The 16,545-nt window shown below is 54.9% G+C and carries 15 protein-coding genes; all 15 read right to left on the bottom strand.

The window, feature by feature from the left end; all coding sequences use genetic code 11:
* Positions 1-88: 88 nt before the first annotated feature.
* A complete protein-coding gene (locus SPK40_RS17980) occupies positions 89-3,607 on the bottom strand; it encodes a DUF6701 domain-containing protein (RefSeq protein WP_330961431.1) in 3,519 nt (1,172 codons plus the stop codon).
* Complete coding sequence (locus SPK40_RS17975) at positions 3,600-4,049, bottom strand: MSHA biogenesis protein MshP (protein WP_330961430.1); 450 nt, start codon at positions 4,047-4,049, stop codon at positions 3,600-3,602. Before SPK40_RS17975 ends, SPK40_RS17980 begins: the two co-directional genes overlap by 8 nt.
* Positions 4,039-4,782, bottom strand: a complete 744-nt coding sequence (locus SPK40_RS17970; protein WP_330961429.1) for a PilW family protein — start codon at positions 4,780-4,782, stop codon at positions 4,039-4,041. The genes SPK40_RS17975 and SPK40_RS17970 overlap by 11 nt, the downstream gene beginning before the upstream one ends.
* Positions 4,782-5,393: a type IV pilus modification PilV family protein gene (locus SPK40_RS17965; protein ID WP_330961428.1), complete on the bottom strand. Its 612-nt coding sequence runs from the start codon at positions 5,391-5,393 to the stop codon at positions 4,782-4,784. The genes SPK40_RS17970 and SPK40_RS17965 overlap by 1 nt, the downstream gene beginning before the upstream one ends.
* Positions 5,380-5,886, bottom strand: coding sequence for a prepilin-type N-terminal cleavage/methylation domain-containing protein (locus SPK40_RS17960; RefSeq protein ID WP_330961427.1), 507 nt, complete (start codon positions 5,884-5,886; stop codon positions 5,380-5,382). Before SPK40_RS17960 ends, SPK40_RS17965 begins: the two co-directional genes overlap by 14 nt.
* Before the next feature lie 96 nt (positions 5,887-5,982).
* Complete coding sequence (locus tag SPK40_RS17955) at positions 5,983-6,453, bottom strand: type II secretion system protein (RefSeq protein ID WP_248143867.1); 471 nt, start codon at positions 6,451-6,453, stop codon at positions 5,983-5,985.
* A 9-nt stretch (positions 6,454-6,462) separates the two neighbouring features.
* The gene (locus tag SPK40_RS17950) at positions 6,463-7,077 is read right to left on the bottom strand and encodes a type II secretion system protein (protein WP_330961426.1); all 615 of its coding nucleotides are present in this window, start codon (positions 7,075-7,077) and stop codon (positions 6,463-6,465) included.
* A 203-nt stretch (positions 7,078-7,280) separates the two neighbouring features.
* Positions 7,281-8,501 carry a type II secretion system F family protein gene (locus tag SPK40_RS17945; RefSeq protein ID WP_330961425.1) on the bottom strand — a complete coding sequence of 407 codons (1,221 nt, stop codon included), beginning with the start codon at positions 8,499-8,501 and terminating at the stop codon, positions 7,281-7,283.
* Positions 8,501-10,246, bottom strand: coding sequence for a GspE/PulE family protein (locus SPK40_RS17940; protein ID WP_330961424.1), 1,746 nt, complete (start codon positions 10,244-10,246; stop codon positions 8,501-8,503). Before SPK40_RS17940 ends, SPK40_RS17945 begins: the two co-directional genes overlap by 1 nt.
* Positions 10,247-10,250: 4 nt before the next feature.
* The gene (locus SPK40_RS17935) at positions 10,251-11,489 is read right to left on the bottom strand and encodes a tetratricopeptide repeat protein (RefSeq protein WP_330961423.1); all 1,239 of its coding nucleotides are present in this window, start codon (positions 11,487-11,489) and stop codon (positions 10,251-10,253) included.
* A gap of 2 nt (positions 11,490-11,491) precedes the next feature.
* Positions 11,492-12,334 (bottom strand): ExeA family protein, encoded by an 843-nt coding sequence (locus SPK40_RS17930; protein WP_330961422.1) that lies wholly within the window; start codon positions 12,332-12,334, stop codon positions 11,492-11,494.
* A gap of 5 nt (positions 12,335-12,339) precedes the next feature.
* Complete coding sequence (gene mshL, locus SPK40_RS17925; RefSeq protein WP_248143862.1) at positions 12,340-14,004, bottom strand: pilus (MSHA type) biogenesis protein MshL; 1,665 nt, start codon at positions 14,002-14,004, stop codon at positions 12,340-12,342.
* Positions 14,005-14,015: 11 nt separating this feature from the next.
* The gene (locus tag SPK40_RS17920) at positions 14,016-14,342 is read right to left on the bottom strand and encodes an MSHA biogenesis protein MshK (RefSeq protein ID WP_330961421.1); all 327 of its coding nucleotides are present in this window, start codon (positions 14,340-14,342) and stop codon (positions 14,016-14,018) included.
* A complete protein-coding gene (gene gspM, locus SPK40_RS17915) occupies positions 14,335-14,970 on the bottom strand; it encodes a type II secretion system protein GspM (protein ID WP_330961420.1) in 636 nt (211 codons plus the stop codon). The genes SPK40_RS17920 and gspM overlap by 8 nt, the downstream gene beginning before the upstream one ends.
* Positions 14,967-16,421, bottom strand: a complete 1,455-nt coding sequence (locus tag SPK40_RS17910; protein ID WP_330961419.1) for a PilN domain-containing protein — start codon at positions 16,419-16,421, stop codon at positions 14,967-14,969. Before SPK40_RS17910 ends, gspM begins: the two co-directional genes overlap by 4 nt.
* Positions 16,422-16,545: the final 124 nt, after the last annotated feature.

The following is a 16,545-nucleotide window of genomic DNA, read 5'->3' as shown; positions in this document are numbered from 1 at the left end:
AGATCCTCATTTTTAGGAGTTGTCAGCCTTTTGTGTTTGCTTTTCCGGCAGCGAACTGCGGTTAGAAACGATGTAAGCCCACACTTCCCTATTCATTCAGGGCCTGATTGATATTCATTTCACCGCGGTAAATGATGCGATCATTGCCACGATAAAGTCCGAAAGTCACGACCGCTGACGGGTTTTCATCCCCGAGGCCGCGCCAATCGTACAGCAGCCAGCGCTGAGGCACAGCCCCAACCTGTGTGCCAGCAGCAGAATCTTTGATTTCATTTTCGCCGGCTATCGGTGCCGGGATATCTGACACCAGTTTTTGCCAGAAGCGGACTTGCTCCCTGACAGCTGTGCCGGTGGCATACAGATCACCAGATTGTGAGGATCCACTGACAACCGTCTTTTCTCCGCCAGAAACCGTGATTGCCGGACTCTCTGGATTCGTGAGGCCCTGCCGGAAAGCATGCTGTCCGTCAAAGCGAGAAAATGAATCATCCCCATTCGTGACAAACTGACCTTGCGCCCAGTATTCCAGAATCACCGGCATATTGACGTTTTCACCTTCCCGGCCGACGCTGTCTTCGAGCCGCATCCGGCCATAACGCGCATGAATGTCCCCACTCAGTGCTGCAGCCCTCTCCGGCGTGGCACCATCCAGAACCCGGATTTCCTGCGATTTTGTCTGAAAATCGGTACAGCCATTCGAACCGCAATCTGTCCTGTCTCGCACAACCAGTCCCAGACTAACCGGATAAGGCCCGTCTGGCAGTGTCACTCTCGGACTGACACTGCTGACAACACGCAGAAAAGTAATGCTGTCTGCACGAATCTCCTGGAATGCCTTTGACCAGCTCTGATAGACCGTGTGCTCCGATAATCTCTCCGTCAGCTCGTTCGCCGCCGATCCAGAAGCATCATCATTGACGGCTCGCAGCAACACAGCTTCCTGATACTGCCCGGCAAAGTTGCCGTAATTTTGTGTGGCTCCGCTTTGCTTGTTCTGTGCTTCTATCGTGGCCTCAACCGAGAAAGGCTGTTCCATGTAGGTAAAGCTGTCACCGTTGGCATCCAGGACCAGGCTGTCTTTGATCACGAAATGATGCGGATAAAAGCGTCCGATTTCCCCAACGCCCTGATCCACAGTCATGCCCAGATAATCTGCATCCGCCTGAAGCCACACACTGCCGACTTCACTCCAGTTCAGCTGACTGAGGGTGAGACCTTGAGCAGCCTGCGCTGCGGTAAACGTCCCGCTCAGCGTTCCGCCAAGTATCCCTCCCGCAGCATCCGGCTCATCCGGTGAAGCCGGTTTGGCCGGAATTGACAGCGCAAACGGCGCACTCACAGATGCAACAGAGTAATAATTCGGTGTGGTTGCCACGCGACACCAGTCAGCGCGGGCGTACACTGTTGTTTCGACATCATGGCGACCATCTCCGGATAAATCCTGTACGGGGACTACCATTTCATCGGTCCAGATCACAGGTTTCAGGGTCGCGGAAAAACTTTCCCCTGCCGCAGAAAAACCGGGGCCGCTGCTGGCAGTACCGGAAAAATCCGTCTTGCCGTTGCTGGCGGTAATCCCGCACAGTGCAAAAGTATATGGGCGGGCCCACACGGTCTGCGTCCCTTCCAGTTGCGTCCAGTCGCCGAGTGCCAGATCATCCAGCGGCTGTCCGTCACCACGGATGCTGCATCCCCCGGATTTGGTACAGTTCGGATCCACCAGCTTCAATTGTGCCTGCCCGGCATCAAGATAACGAAGAAAAGTACTCGCCACGCCTTCTGCAAACGTCAGCGTTACACGAGATGTCTGCCAGTCCCCCGCCTTGTCTTTCAGTTCGATCGCCTTCGTCCCGTTGTCCGGCAGGGTGTAAGCGGTGCTCAAATTGAGCAGGCGATCGCCGCTGTAATCTTTCGCGACTTCCGGTGTGCTCTGGCTGGCATCGCAGCTCATGGCCGACACCGCAACAGACTCAGGCTTCCCGGCCACCATTTTCAGGGCCTGATCCTGAAGCTGCAGTCTGAAAGGAACAAAACTGTACTGACCATTCGCTGTCGGATAACCATCCGAAACCAGACGGCCACTCACCTGAATGGTTTCAATCACTTCACTTTTCAGCCAGAGCCGGGTGATCCCGTTCACCACAGCAAAGCGCTGGCTTTGGCTGACATCTTTTCCTGTACCGTCGCTGGCCTGTTCATACCAGCTAGCCTGCCCGCTGACAGTCAGGTTTGTAGTCACATCTATACTGCCCTGAAAACCTGTTGCCAGCGCACCGGTTTTATCCAGCACCTGAAATTCCACCAGCTGACGCTCACACATCAGACTCAATGCCCGGGACGGGCTGACAATGAGCTGGTAATTCGTCTCCGGCGGTTGAAAGCACTGGCTGTTCCCGACAATCCGAGCACTGTTACTCATCTGCAACTGACAGGCTGTCACCGCACCGATTAAGCCCGTCTGATTCGACAACGCGACAGGTCCCTGCGCATAAATCCTGCCGTTGAACAAACCTGCGGAATTGATATCGACGGAGTAATTGATGTTGACTGCCGGCGGACCATCCGGATGATGGCCCGGCAACGGACAGTCTTGCCCTTTGTTGTAGGCATAGATGGTCAGATTGTCACTCGGGCTGGTTGTATTCACCTGCCCTGCGACACTGAACCGGTCCCAGACATGCAATACGACCTCACCATCAATGGTCATGGTGCCGCGGACATCCGCACTGTCTAACCAGTATTCTCCGGCCGGAAAAGTCAAATTGCCAAACGGCTCAACCGACAGGCCGAAATAAGGAGAACCCAAAGAAGACGCAAAATAAGTGCCGGGGACCGCATGCTCACTCCCGATGACGACTTTATCCCTCACCTCAGTAGTGCCCGTTGTCGTCCAGGCTAGATTTCGTTTCTGGGCCATCTTGCCATTCAGGGCACAAATCACTCCGTCACACAGTGCTTTAACATTATCCCCGGGCGAGTATGGGGCTGGGTAATCCGTGTCAATAATGGCATTACTGAAACCAACGCTGTGATTGTCCGTATGAGTGATTTGCGTGCCGGCATCGGAAGTGAACAAATGATTCTGATTTCCGACCCAGGTCTGCGCCGGTCCGGGGAAAAGTTCACACACATCGGGGGAAACCGGTAAATCTGGCGCGGAATCATCAATGGTGCAGGACATGCCCTCAACCGCAACCCCGTCCACCTTGATCGGAACACTCTTGATTGGAGATAAATCGGCAAAGACTGTTGTCACCGCTCGCCACACGACCGGGACAGACCCCGATTCATACAGATAGTAAGTCAGCCGTCCTTGCTTATTCCCAAGCTGCTCATATTCCAGCCAGATGTAATAGTCGCCGCCAGCCACCATCTCTGTATCTGAGATAATTGGCGAGATGGACGCATCATTACTCCAGAGTGCCAAAGGCCGCGTGTCGTTCTTCTTGGTCGCATAAATGGTTTCTTTCAACTGGGCATTATGAATCTGATAAGCCACATTAAACCTGCTGTCGGTCCGGATATCATTACACTGCTCGGCCGACGCCCAGGCCTGCTGACAAAACAGCAGTAAGGTAAACATCATCCATTGCCAACCATTATTCATGTGCCAAATCCTTTGCCCAAAGTACCTGCGTCCGGGTAACCATATGGGGACCACTGCCACAGCTTGCCTCGCTGACCAAATAGTAAGTATTCACTGACTCGTTCGTTGATGACTCACACGTCACTGTTGCACCGCACCCGCCATTCCCGGACGGAGCAAAACGATAAGGAGCTCCGGTCGCCGGATTGAGGCTGTCGCAAACCGCCAGCGACGAACCGCTGCCCGCCACAGGAAACAGCCGGTTCATGATCACTTCATTCGCAGAGTGTGCTGTCAGCCAGGCGCGAGTCGACAGGACCTCACGGGTTGTCATGTCTTGGCTGGAACCACTAACCCGCAACATGGCCGCGGCAATGGCAGCCATCACCACAATCACGAAAATCGCAACCACGAGTGCGCTGCCCTGTTGCCGTCTGGGAGAGTTCCGCCTGCTATAAGACATTGATCACCTGTACACTCTGACTGTATTCCGAGGACTCCCGGCTGACCGGGTCGGCAAATGTCATCTCCAGATGGATCAGCCCGTTGCTGTTGAGTCCACTGCCGGATAGCGCCACATCAAAACGATTCAGCTTATCGGTCAGTTCCTCACCCGCCCCCTGATTCACCCGGCGGATCAGACGCTCACCTTCCTGACAGAAAGCCACCCGCCGTGAAAACAGATACAGGCGCTTCCCGGGAGAACGGTCTCCCAGCCATTGTGAAAGCTGGAGCGTGGCTGTGGGATCAGCAAGTGTCGGTTGCTTGCTGGTGCCGGTGATCACCATACTGTCGTCATCCGCAGCCTGATATTCCCCTGCACCGGTAAAGCCTGCCGCCGCCCGGTAGTCTTTCAGTTCCCGATTCCACAACGCAATCTGCTGCGCATCAGGCGGCACCAGAACGTGCAGCCCAGACATATCCGGCTCACTGCGATAAGCAGCAACCAGATTGACCGGATAAAAAGACAGGCAACCATTACTAAAACTGAGGCTGTTCGGGGCCGCGTGACGGATTTCACGCGTCAGCCGCTCAATCACAAAACGGGCTTCCGCCTGAAGCCTTTCACGGTGAATGGTGTCGGTATACCCCTGCGCGCCAAGCTGAAGATAGGTCCCGATGCCCAGCGTGATAAATGCCAGCACCACCATCGCCATGATCATCTCTATCAGCGTAAATCCGCGCATCGGGCGCATCAGTAATTACTCCTGAACGCAGTGAACAGATAGTCTCCGTATCGCGTGGTTTTCACGAGCACACGAATGCGTTTTTGAGCCGTGACTGTTGTCGCAGCGCCGTCAAAAGCATCACGTTCATAACCGACCTGCACCTCCAGCCAGATATTGCGGTAATCACTCTCATCCGCTACGGAAACCTTGACCAGATCCTGCAGGTTGCCGAGGCGGATCAGGCCGCTGCCCGCACACTGGGCGGAAGTCCCCCAGCATCCGGTAAAGTCATCCACATCATCGGCCGCACCGACATTGAGCAGGTTGCTGATCAGTTCGCTGACATCTCCTCCCAGCAAATCCGGGGGGGTGCAGGTGTAGCCGGCTTCTCCACAACGAATCACGCTGTCATTAAACGGGTCCGATTGTTCGTCGAACTTTCGTGCCAGAATTTCATTCATCGCGGCCTGCCCGATTGCTGCGGCCCGGGCCTGATAATGCGGAACTGCCGATTGTTCGGTCTGTGGGAATAAAAAGCTGACCAGCATGACCATCGCCATCGCCATGATCACAATCGCCAAAATCCCTTCAATCAGCGTAAAACCGTGTTGCCTTCCGGCCGTATTACGAGCAGGCATGGATATAGCCCTCACGGTTGATACAGAGCGACGCAGACTGCGCATTGCGGGAGGTAAAAGTGATTTTGCAAATGCTGGCGCAAAGCTGAATTTTATTGCCGCTGCTGTCTGACTGATATGGCCGACCCAGCAGATCAAAACGGATTTCGCCCTGAGTTGTCCCGGAAACCGTCACGCCATCTTCCTGGGTCGTCAGTGCACGGCCGGAATAAGTGGTATCAGCACAAGTCGCGGGACCAAAACGAGCGGGTTGCACGATGAGTGACAGGCAAGGATCCTGTGTCCCCTGAGGTGTATTGTTGCTCATGGCTCTGAGCTGGATCTGGCGTGCCAGGCTGACAGCCTGATCGCGGGTCAGATAGGCATCGAAGCTGCTGCGGCCAATCAGGCGTGAAGCGGCTGTCATACCGAGGATGCCCAGCAGTATGATCACCAGAATCAGCTCAATCAACGTAAAGCCGCATTGCCGGCCAGCGCGGTATTGGCACGCCATGCTGTCACCCGAGACGCCCTGTAAAAAAGAAAAAAGGGGCAGGAGTCCGCCCCTCAAGCTCAACGCATTTGGCTCATACTCATCAGCCAGAAAATCTTAATTCATTGTGCAACCGTCACCAGTCACCACTTGTGTTGTCGCAACGGCGCCCGAAGTTGCCTGAGTGTATTGTACGTAACAGCCATCAGCCGTTCGGCCAGAGAACGTATAACCAATCTTTCCGGTCGGTAACGCAGCCCCGCCAGTCACACTGGCTGGCGCAACAATCCAATCCGCTGACTCAAACGCGGCACCGATACCGTCTGTTGCTGCAGTCGGATAACCAAAAATGGTTTGCACGCCGTCAACAGCAACCTCTGTCGAGGACGCCTCATTCCCGCGGATCGCAGCCTTACCGTAAACAATTCCAGCAGCCCCATCCATCGCGCCCTTCAACCCCTGCAAGGCCGAATTCCGCGCATCATCCTGTAAATCTAAAAAACGTGGTGCAGCAGTGACAGCCAGAATACCGAGAATCACGATCACCACTACCAGTTCAATCAGGGTAAAACCACCTTGACGTTTCATTACTGACTCCTAATTATTGTGTTCTATCTTCATATCAATCCGGCCCAACGCCGGCGTGTAAATAAAAGAATGGCCGACGGTTATTGATTTCATACCGGTCCAAAAATCACTGGCCGAAGCCAGCTGGTAATAACGACAAAGCCGGTGACCGCTGACTACCTCAGCTCTGACGAAATACTGATATTGTCCTGAAACTGCCGCTTTATCATCCAGCGTGGCCGACGGCGGGCTTTGCAAAAGTCCCCCCATCAGATCCAGGCAATCCTGAGCAGAAACGGCCGACAACTGGTCACTTCCCTGCCCGGATAAAGAAAATGGATATCCTGCCCGCCCGTTGATGTCGGACGACGTCAGGTTAAACAACGTCCCGTCATAACGAACCTGATTGAGGAACCCATCCGGAAACGGTTCACGGGGCCTTCCATCGGCTTCCCACTGCACCCGCGCAGAAATGACGGCGGCAGAAAAGTTGCCAGCGACGCCTTGCAGTGCCGCCACTCTGGCCTCATTGGCGATCTGGATATACCGGGGAATGGCAACCACAGACAATATACTGACGATAACGATCACCATGATCAGCTCTATCAGTGTGAAACCTATTTGTCTGTTCAGACACTCATTCATACATTGGCAAAATCATGACGATTTGACGTCAAAATAAACATCACCATTCTCTCACTATCCTAAAAAAATACCAGCAAAAATAACGGGGATAATTCAGTTTTTTCATATGACTTCCGTGAACTTAGCACCTATTTCCCGCCAAAATAATGACAAGAAAGTTACTACTGAATGGCCAGAACAACCTCTGCGGAAAACGATGGGACTTAAAGCCCGCCCCGGGCCAAATCCAGTAAGTTCCACATCGGTAAAAAGATGCCCAATGCCAGGATCAGCACCATACCGGCCACGACCGCCAGCAGGAATGGTTCGATCCGGGCAGTCAGGGTTTTCAGATCGTAATCAACTTCGCGATCATAAAAATCCGACACTTCATGCAGCAGTTCGTCTACCTGACCCGTTTCCTCACCAACAGCGATCATCTGCAGCACTAATGGAGTAAAAATACCGATCTGCATGGCAGTCTGCGTAATACTGCTTCCCCCTTCGATGCCGCTTTTCATCTCCAGCAGCCGATTTTCCAGATACTGATTTTCCAGTGCTTCGGCAGATAACTGCAGCGCCTGATTCAGGGGGACACCAGCCCGGATCATTAATGCGAAAGTCCGGGAAAACCGGGACAGCTGAGCCCGGTTCACTATGTCGCCAACGACCGGGACTTTCAGCCGCCAGCGATCCCATTTTTCTTTGCCTTCTGCGGTCTGCCGCCAGGCTTTGACGCCAATCCAGCTCATCAGCGCAGCACCCAGCAGCAAGGGCCAGTAATTCATCAGAAAATCTGAAGTGCCAATCAGAAGCCGGGTCGGCAAGGGCAGCTCGACACCAAAACGACTGAACATGCCGGCAAATTGCGGAATCACTTTGGTATTGAGCACGATCATCGCCAATACAATTGCCGTCAGCACAAACGCCGGGTAACGCATCGCCGACTTGATCCGGCGCCGGGTCTCCAGTTCCTGCTCGTAATACTGCGCCAGCTGTAACAGGGCATCTTCCAGCCGCCCCGTGTTTTCCCCTACGTGGATCATGGAAACAAACAGCTCAGAAAAGACTTTCGGATGCAATTTCATCGCCTGCGACAGAGCCCGGCCATTGGTCAGCTCGACTGTCACTGCATCCAGCGTGGTACGTAATAAGGGATGACTGGTACTTTGTTCCAGTCCCTTCATGGCCCGCAGCAACGGCACACCGGCTTTGGTCAGGCTATATAACTGACGGCAAAGGATCACCAGCGCTTCCTGAGGAACCTGTCGCTGAAACAACTCACCGAGATTCAGTTTTCCCTGGCTTTGCCCGCGCCGAATTTCCAGCGGAACGATCCCCTGCCGCATGAGCTGCTCCGCTGCTGCCTCTTCCGTCGCAGCTTCCAGCTGTCCTTTTTCCAACTGTCCCTGGCTGCTCCGTCCCCGGTAATCGAATGTCGGCATCAATGATGCTCCAGGGCAGACGCCAGCAAGGTATCAAACTCTGGGGCCAGATAGTCCCCTTCGCTCAGCGTCAGCACTTCTTCCAGGCTGGTCCTGCCATTCCTGGCCAGCGCCATCGCGGACTCAATCAGGGGCTGATAACCTTCTGTTGTTCGTGCGAGCCGGGCAAAGGTCACAGTATCACTGGCCCGCAGGGCATCCATCATCACCGGTGTCATTTCCAGCAGTTCGAACACCCCGATTCGCCCTTTATATCCGGTCAGATTACAGCTCTGGCAGCCCCGGCCTTGCCGGAAATTCTGATCAGCTGACTCTGGGAAACGGGCTTTCAGCCACTGCCGCTGCGCCGCATCCGGTTCACTATCTTCCGCACAGTCCTGGCAGACCCGACGGACCAGTCGCTGCGCGAGCACAGCCCTGACTGCACTGGCCACCAAATACCCCGGTGCTTGCATGTCGATCATCCGTAATGCACTGTCGACCGCATCGTTGGTATGGAGGGTCGATAACACCAGATGACCGGTCAGAGCGGAACGCAGGCCAATTTCAACGGTTTCCTGATCCCGCATTTCCCCCACCAGAATGATGTCCGGATCCTGCCGCAGAAAAGTTCGCAGGATCGAAGAAAAGGTCAGACCGATCTTGGGATTGACCTGCACCTGATTCACCCGCGGCAGGCGGTATTCCACCGGATCTTCCGCGGTGATCAGCTTTTTACCCGGTTTGTTCAGCTCGCTGAGCGCACCGTACAAAGTGGTGGTTTTACCGGATCCGGTAGGCCCGGTGACCAGAATCATCCCATGGGGACGTTTCAGCTGACGGCGAAAACGAGACAAAATCTCCGGCGGCATTCCGATTTCATCCAGGCTGAGGATCCCGGCCGACTGATCAAGCAGACGCATCACCACCGACTCGCCATACTGCACCGGCATTGTCGAGACACGCACATCCACCGAGTGGCCGCGCACTGTGACATGAAAACGCCCGTCCTGCGGCAGACGTTTTTCTGAAATATCCAGCCCGCTCATCAGTTTCAGGCGCAACACCAGCGCCGAGACGATCGCCGATTCATTGATCAGGGTCTCGTGAAGTATCCCATCGATCCGCTGGCGAATCCGCAGCACACTGGCATCCGGTTCGATATGAATATCCGACGCGCCCACCTGAATTGCATCTTCAAACAGAGAGTTGATCAGTTTGACGACGGTGACTTCTTCGTTGTCGAAATTGTCAACCGTAAAGCTGAAGTCCCGGTTGTCCTGATGCTCAGCATTCAGCTGCTCGGCAAAAGTGACAATTTCCTTGGTGCGGCGGTAATACCGGTCAAACGCAGAAATCAGTTGTCGTTCCGGGGCGATCACCAGCTCAACCCGGTACTGATAGAGCTGATTCAGCACCGCCTCCTGCGCCGCCAAATCCGCCGGATCACTCATAGCCACCCGCACCGTGTCGACCTTATGGCTGATCACCAATGCCCGCAAACGCCGGGCATGGACTTCCGGCAGCAGACCGACAGCCTCGCTGTCGACCGATACCCGGTTCAGATCGATCAGGGGAATATCCAGCTGCCGGGACAAAAACGACAGCAACTGCTGCTCACTCAGAAAGCCCATACTGATCAGGGTATCTCCGAGCTTACGCCCGGTGCTCTGCTGCTGATCCAACGCCCGATCCAGCTGCTCCTGTTTGACAATCCCTTCCTCAACCAGCAGATCGCCCAGACGTTTACGTAACCGAAGTTGCATCAGTTCACCCCTCCTGTGCCTTCAGCGTGCTGAGACGCTGACGGATAAACTGCTGAGAAGCGCCGGACACCTGACCCAGTTTCAGGGCTTTGCTGTATGCGGCCACGGCGTCGGCTGTTTTCTCACTGCGATCCAGCGCGATCCCCAACCCCAGCCACCAGCGGCCGTCAAAAGGTTCTGTTTCGATAAGTTGCTGATAGCTGCTCAGCGCCAGCGGCTGATTGTTCAGTTGCTGTGCCAGCGCCCCCCGCAGGGCCAGAAACTCACTCTCGGGCTCTCGGGGCAGCTTGCTCAGCACATCCAGCGCCACTTCCGGCTGAGATTCACTGGCCAGCAATTTCGCCATCGTCAGGCGCAATGTCTGCTGCTCCGGCTGTTTCGCTAACCCTTGCTGCAATGTCAGCATCGCCCGGCGCACATCCCCACGGCCGTAATACAGCGCCGACAACTGCTGGCGGGCTTCCACCCGGTCCGGCTCATAGTCCAGAACCGACTTGAGATATCCCAGCGCTTTCTGGCTGTCACCTTCGCTCAGCGCTTTCATCGCCTTGTCGTAATCCACCTGAGCCAGTTGCTTCGGCGGCAAAGCCACGCTTTCAATCAACAATTCGGCATCTTTGCTCTCTTCTGCCACGGGGCCCGCATCATCCGCAGTCACTCCGGCTGGTTTCGGTGATACAGGGGCAACAGATGCCAATTTTCGCGGCTGGGCCTGATTCTGAGCCCGTGTCTGACTTGGCGTTTTTGCCGGTACAACAGACTGGATATGCTGCTGGCTTTTCATTTCAGCAACCGCTTTATCCGGCTGTGGAGAATTGCCGACAACCGGTTCCGAGGGAAACTGAGTTTTCGTGTCTTTCTGAGCGGAGCGATCTGTTGGACGCTCAGCAGAAGTTTGCTGGCTTAAAGCCACCCCCTCCGCGGGTTTCGGAGAAGGCTTTGCTGAAACAACTGGCGTCACTTGATGATTCTCATGCCCGTCATCCTGCTCAGGGGATGACAGTGTGTCTGAAACAGGCATCGTTTCGCCCGCATCCGTATGCATCACGACTGGTTCACGGTCCTGCTGACCAAACCACCAGCCCGTTGCACCAGCCACGCCGGCAATCATGAGTCCCGAAAATAACCAGAGCGGCCACCGGGATTTCGGCAATGGTTTGATCCGGGCGGCTTTCAATTCAGGTGCGCCCTGAGACGCGCCGTTCTGGCTCAAACTGTTGAGCATCTGATTTACCTGACTCATGCTCAGTTCCATCCCCATAAAACCGGAAAAGACCAGCGCGGCTGCCGGGCGGCCCGGGTATCCTCAATGGCCGCACGCACATCAGCTTTGCCCACAGAATCCCGTCCGGCACTGCAGGCCATAATAAACGCCTTATGACACAGTTGATTGATCAAACGCGGGATCCCGCCACTGGCAAGCCAGATCTCTTTCTGCCTCGTCAGCGGGATCAATCCCGGTTCCGCACCCGCTTTCCCGAGCCTGTGATCGATATAAGAGGCCGTCTCAGCCAGATCCAACGGGCGTAAGACAGCACGGAAAGTAATCCTCTGATGAAACTGACGCAGTTTCGGGGTCGCCAGCCGGGTATCCAGTTCAGGCTGGCCCAGTAAAACGACATGCAGCAATTTTTCTTGTTCCGTTTCCAGATTGCCCAATAATCGCAGGGCTTCCAGCGCCTCATCGGGTAGTGCCTGAGCTTCGTCCAGCAATACCACCACAGAACGCCCGGCCCGCTTGCGCTCCACCAGTGCGCTGTGGAGGGATTCGGTCAGGGTCAGATGATCCTCTTCCGGCTCAAGCCCGAGCTCTTTTGCCAGGGCCGCACGCAGCTCCCGGCCACTCATGGCAGGAGTCGGCAGATATGCCAGTTCGTACTGTTGCGGTAATTGCCGGACCAGCATCCGGCACACCAGTGTTTTTCCCGTCCCGACCTCACCGGCAATCTGGATAAACCCTTCTCCCATCGCGAGTGCCGACAATGTCATCCGGATTGCTTCCAGATGCGGCGGCAGCGCGTAAAACAATTCAGTGTCCGGCGTCAGCCGAAAAGGCAGTTGTGTGAAACCAAAGTGCGCCAGATACATTGGCCTTAACCCTCATCCGGGAACCATTGATCAACCAGTGAGCGTGACCGCTCGATTTCCTGCTGCCAGGTCTGATCGCTCACGACGGTTGGTTTCAGCAGGATCACCAGCTCAGTCTTCGTCTGTACCTTGTTGATATTGCGGAACAGATACCCCAGCCCCGGAATATCACCCAGCAGCGGGACCTTGGTTTCCAAGTCTTTCAGTGACGATTTCATCAGACCGCCAATCACCACCACATCGCCGCTGTTGGCATGGATCACCGAATCAGATTCACGGACCGAGCTTTTGGCCAGCGGCAGGCTGTAAGTGCCGAAAGTATCACCCAGTGCGATATCCTTGATTTCCTCAGTCACCTCAACCACTGTGGGGTGAACATGCAGTAAAACGCCGCCATCATCGTCAATCTGAGGGGTAACATCGAGAGAAATGCCTGAGAAGAAAGGCGTCAGCACCACATTCGGTGAGGCAACGCCGCCATCCGTGATCGCTTCTCCGCCATCCACTTCGGTCACAAAGTACTGATCTCCCCCGACTTTGATCACCGCTTTCTGGTTATTCGCCGCGGTAACCCGGGGGCTGGACAGCACATTCAGGTCTCCCTGAGTTTGAAGGAAGCTCAGGACCGCAGAAAAATTCCCGTCCGTGATCGTAATATTGGTCTGCCCGTCCAGCAGATTGGCTATCTCATTACCGCCCGGCAGCGCAGAAGGACCGGTCCGGCCAAAAATGATCCCGGTACCGCCAATGGTCTTGGTAATATTGCTCCAGTTGATCCCCTGCTGATAACTGTCATTCAGGGTCACTTCCATGATCTTGGCTTCCAGTACCACCTGTCGCTGCAAACGCTTTTTCGAAACCCCGAGAAATTCCCGCACTTCCCGCAATTCATTCGGAAAGGCTTTAACGGTCAGCAGACTGGCCTGCGGTGACACAACAATGCTCCGTCCCTGCCCGGTGCCAATCATGGCCTGTACGGCCCGCTGCAACTGGTTCCAGAAATCACTTTCAGATCGGGTCTCAATCCGGGTTCCGCCGGTTGAATACGAAGTACGCTCACTGCTGTCACTGCGATTGTTATTGTCTTCTTCATTATTGCGGGTCCGGCGATAATCATATGACTGATAGTTGCCGTCATTCTTGGGATCACTGATGGAGCCCGTAGTCAGGGAAGTCAGTGATATACCGCGACGCTGCAGCTGCAGGTAATCTACCGGGATCACTTCCGTACGCAGGGCAGCCGGGAAAACCTGGATGATATTGCCCTTGCGCTCGACGTTGTAACCATACATATCTGACACCACATCCAGCACTTCATCCAGCGTAACATCCTGCAACGACAGCGTAATACGGCCGCTGACATTGGGGTGGATCACCATGTTAAACGCGGTGCCATGCACCAGACTGGAGAAAAATGCACGGGCCTCAACGCCGCGGGCATTCACACGGAAACGCCTTTCGTAAGCACCACTGCGCCCGTATCCCTGCCGGTTCAGACTGGGCATGAGATCAGCACTGACAGCTGAAGGTAAATCTGTCAGCGGACGGCTCTGTGCCTCATTCGCCGCCTGATTTAATGCTTCTTTCACTTCAACGGGTTTGTGATGGCCCATATTTGCAGCGCAGGCCGTCAGCAACAAAGTCATGATCCCGGTTAACAATAGGCGCATGTCAGCTCACTTTATTCGTGTATTTTGATCTGTTCTTGAAACAGCGCCAGTCGCCATTGCCGGCCACCACGCTGAAGGATAACGGCATCATCCTGTACGGATTTCAGGGTATAACCGCTGATCTGTTCACCGGGTTGCACGACCCGGTTATCCAGAATCACACTGCATTTTTCCTGCTGCGGACAGACAATTCCCTGCAATTCGGGAAGCCGGCGCGTCACCGTTTTTTTCGGTGCGGCCGGCGCCTGCCAGCCCAGCGGGGCTGTCGGATCGCTTTCGGCCCGGGCCAGCAGACTGATCCCTGCCAGTAACAATGCGAGACAAGCGTTTCTAACCACCAATGAAATCCTTACTTTCACCCAAGGTATATACATCAAGTGTTATATCAGACCAGGGATAGATGTCGACCTGATACTCCAGACTTCGCCAGTAATATTTCACCGGTAAGGCTTCCAGCTGCTGCAAATAATTCACCAGGTCAAAATACCGGCCGCGCAGGGTCAGACGTACCGGGTGAATGTAATACCCGGCATCCTCGCCATGAACCAGCTGAGCGGGTGGCAGGGATTCCAGAGAAACCAGTTTCAACCGCTGAGAATGCTGCAGAACCTGATCCATCAGAGTGGCCATCTGAGCCGGTGTGACCAGACTGGCGACCCGCTCTTTCAGCGTTTTGTCCAGTCTGGCATTCTTTGCTTCCAGCCGGACAATCTGCTCATCCAGCTCTTTGTCCGGGTCTGTGTTGAGCTGGCGCTGAATCTGATGCAATTCACCATGACTCCGGATGAACTCCGCCTGTATCGCGTGATACTGCAGCTCAGCCGACAGCCGGACTTTCTGAAGCGGCTCGACCAGCAACTGATATCCGCCCAACAGCAGCATTATCCAGCCAGTTACTGCCACCAGCCATTGTTCTCTGCGACTGAGCTGGTCGAAACGCTCGGCCAGCATGGACCAGATTTTCATGGCTGCTCCTCATCTTGCCGTTGTGCATGCAGCTTGAAAGTGACGACGTTCTGTTCATTTCTGCCCAGCGTCATGACTTCAAATCCCCGGTTTGTCAGTTGCGGATAACGTGAAAAATTCTGAAGCCAGTTGGGCACGGCATTCGGAGAACTGGCGACCCCTTCCAGATCCAGTTTGTCACCCTGCAGGTGAATCCGGCTGACGGAAATCTCCTGACTCGCCGCCTGTGCCAGCTGCCGGAGCAGCGAGGCAAAACCGGCTTGCAGGCTTTTGTCATGCATGGCGATGGCTTTCAGCGTGGCCTGTTTGGCTGCAAGCTGCTGTTCCAGCTCGCCGTTCAGTTTCACTTTAAGTTCACTGGGCAGATGGCGCGCCAGTGCCGCTTTTGCAGTATCCAGCTCTGTTTTTTTCTGGCTGAGACGAAGCTGTTCCTCCGCCAGTTGCTGTTGAACCCGGTGCTCCTGCCAGCTTTGCCAGCCAGCGAAAGAGGCCAGCAGCACAGCTCCGATCGCCCAGCTGGCAGCCAGATTCGGCAATGTCAGCAATCGTGATTGCGGCTTCAGACTGTCATGATACAGGTTGAGGATCGGTTGATGTGCCAGTGCCGCCCAGGCGACCCGGGCATCATAATCTTCCAGACCGGATGGAAACTTGCTGACTGCCGCCACGGGAACACTCAGCCGCCGTCTTAGCGCCTCCGCGAGCAACTCATTGTCTTCGCTGTCACAGCTCACCAGTACCTGAGCAATCGGCATGTCGCGCAGCTGAGCACTGAGAAAATCGAGAGAGCGCTGCAATTCCAGCGCCAATCCGTCAATTTGCAGGGAAGACGGTTCTTCTCCCAGCAACGGCTGGCGGAAGCCTCGCAGCTGACGCTGAAAACACATCACCTGTTGTTTAAACGCAGTCAACTGAAGCCCGGATTGATGACGGCCATGCAGCACTAGCTGACTCTGGTGAAGATCCGTCAATTCACCCAGGACCACCTCATCGGCCGTGATCACTTCCGTGACACAGCCCAGCGACAGACTGGCCAGAACCAGTCGCTGCACCAGCTTTCGCTCTGCAACAAAGACCTGCAGACGTTTTTTCAAGGGTTCGTCGTACCCGCCGGCAACCAGATTCGCCGGGGATTCAGACACCAGATCCTTCACCAGGAAAGGCAGCGCGCTGGCTAATTCCTGATGCGGTAAAGCGGGTTTATCAATTGTCAGGCTCTGATAAAGGCCATGTCCGAGGACAAAACGGATTCGGCTGCCTGCGAGCTGATACTGAACAATCAGACTTTCCAGTGCCTGGCCCCAATTGTCTCGCGAACCAAGCTCCCGGCTGTCGCAGATCCAATCAGTGCCATCCCCGGATTGACTGACAAGTGTCAGCTTATTTTCGAAAACAGCAAAACTGGCAACCTTACTGACAGTTTTCCGCTTCAGAAGCTTTTTGATCAGCATGTTATCAACCCGTTTCCCGTCATCTTTATCCGGGCGGTTCTGTGCTCGCCCGGGCCAAATATTGACCTGTTTATGTCAATTATTTGACCGATGATACTGTTAGCAATCAGGCATGTATAGAATA

Source organism: Photobacterium sp. 53610 (assembly GCF_036409375.1).
Classification (GTDB): Bacteria; Pseudomonadota; Gammaproteobacteria; order Enterobacterales; family Vibrionaceae; genus Photobacterium.
Note: the sequence above shows the minus strand (reverse complement) of the source record. Positions and strands in the feature narration are given on the sequence as shown.